Annotated in this window: 2 protein-coding genes; both read right to left on the reverse strand. The window is 74.0% G+C overall.

Annotated features, from left to right (window positions below; all coding sequences use genetic code 11):
* On the reverse strand, window positions 1–276 hold a 276-nt coding region (locus tag Ae331Ps2_RS32910; RefSeq protein ID WP_217695678.1), incomplete at its 3' end, for a hypothetical protein.
* A 169-nt stretch (window positions 277–445) separates the two neighbouring features.
* On the reverse strand, window positions 446–1,915 hold the full coding sequence (locus tag Ae331Ps2_RS30165; protein ID WP_075329936.1) for a helix-turn-helix domain-containing protein: 1,470 nt from the start codon (window positions 1,913–1,915) through the stop codon (window positions 446–448).
* Window positions 1,916–2,005: the final 90 nt, after the last annotated feature.

The raw sequence follows: 2,005 nt of genomic DNA on the forward strand, positions 1-2,005 counted from the left end.
GAGCCACGGCCCGGTAGCCGGCCGGGGCCCCTCCGGCGCTGTCGGGGCCTGGGTGCGCGTGCGGCGGTGAGCCGCCGCACGGTCCCTGGCCGGGTGGTCGCGTGCGAGGGCGTCGACCAGGTCGGCGCGGTTGAGTACGGCGGTGTCGGCTTCGGCCGCTGCCCGGGAGGACGCGCGGTCGGGTCCGGACATCCAGGTCGGCCATGCCAGCCGATCACTCTGACTGGCCGGTCTGTCCGGGCCGGCCTGGGCGTCGGTGTCGCGGGGCGTGTTCACCGGTGCACTGTGCGCGACCGGTAGGCAGGCGCACCAGCGGTGGCGCTGGTTGTCACCGACTCGTGCGCCCACGAGCCCACCCCGGGCCGGCCCACCCCGGGCCGGCCCACCCCGGGCCGGGCCACGCCGGGCCGGGCCGGATTTATCCGGGCATGTTCGGTTTGTCTGGTTATCTCCAGGTTTTCGGGTTGAGGCGTCGTCGGCCGGTCGGGGCGTTGGTGCTGGTGCGGGCGATCAGGCGGGCGCGGGTGGACTCGATCAGTGCTCGGGTGGCGGGGCTGATCTGGCGGGCCTGGGCGTCGGTGGCGGCTTGTGCGGCGAGGTGGCGGGCCTGTCGGGCGATCCGGTCGGCAGCGGGTGTGACGTGGTCGCATTTGAGCGCGAGGGGCGGGTAGTCACCGGTGGCGGGATCGACGACCTGTCCGTACTCGTCGCATTCGGCGCAGCCGGCGATGCGCTGGCGTGCCTGTTGCGCGGCCTCAGAGCGCCGCTGAGCGGCCGTAGCGGCCTGCTGGGCCTCTTGGGCTTGCATCCGCTTGCGGACCGTTCCACAGCCGCCGCAGGGCCGGTCGTGGGGGTCGGGGTGGGCGAGGTGACGCGGGCAGAGCCAAGTCCCCCGCCGCTCCGGGTCCGGCACCAGCTCGGCCGGTGCGGGCGGGGTGTGGGCTTGCGCCGCGGCGGTGGTGACCAGGTCAGGCACGATCGGAGCAGCGGCGACCGGTGGGCCCTGGTCGGCCTGGTCGGTGGCCGGCGGTGCCGCTTGCGGTGCAGGTGCGGCGGCGGGTTCCGGGCGTAGCGCGTCGAGTACCGCCGAGGTCTCGGCCAGGGCGGGCTGCTCCAGCGGATCCGCAGCCGCCGGTCCCGCTTCCTCCGGGCGGGGTGTTCGGGTCGCGGACTCCTGGGGGGCGTTGATCGGGGTGTCCCGCTCGGGGTCCGGACGAGCGGTGCCCGACCGGTCCGGGTCGACACCGGTCGCGGGCGCGCTCGCGCGCGTGGCCTCCCCCGTGATGGTCATCTGACGGTTCCAGGCAACCCGCGGTGAGACCCCCGTGGGGTCGCACCGTGAGACGGGGGGGGTCTCACCGTGCGACGGGGGGGTGAGCTGCGGAAACACCGGTTCGGGCAGGCCGGCGGTGTGCCCGCCGAGACCCGCCCCAGGAGCCTCGGACAGACCCCTCAGACCCGCCGGATCCGCCCCCGCACCGACCGCCGCACCGACCGCTCCGTCGACTATTCCGGCGCCCGTGTCGAGGACCGAGCCGGTGTCCGGCTCGGCGTCTGTGTCGGCGGCTGGTGCGATGCCGAACAACACCTCGAGGGTGTCGAGCTCCACCCGAGCCCGGAGCCTCGCCCGGTTCCGGGCCTGGAGCACCTCGACCTGGATCCAGTAACCATTCGACGTCCACGCCCCGTTCCTACGGCGCCGCCGGGCACGCCGCAGCACACCCTCACGCTCCAGATCGTTCAACGACCGGAACACCGTCGCCCGCGACAACCCGGTCTTCCGCGCCACCGACATCACCGCCGGGAAACACAACCCACGCTCGTTCGCGTGGTCAGCGATCGCCAGCAACACCGCCCGCCGCGAGGACCCCGCCACATCAGACCGGAACACCGCATCCATCACCGCGACGCTCACCGCACACCCCCGGACGAGTCCGCCGTTGCGTCCGGAGCCCGCGAGTACAGCTGGTCGAGGTCGAGGGGGCTCCCCGTCTCGACTGTCTGA

The organism is Pseudonocardia sp. Ae331_Ps2, from assembly GCF_001932405.1.
Classification (GTDB): Bacteria; Actinomycetota; Actinomycetes; order Mycobacteriales; family Pseudonocardiaceae; genus Pseudonocardia.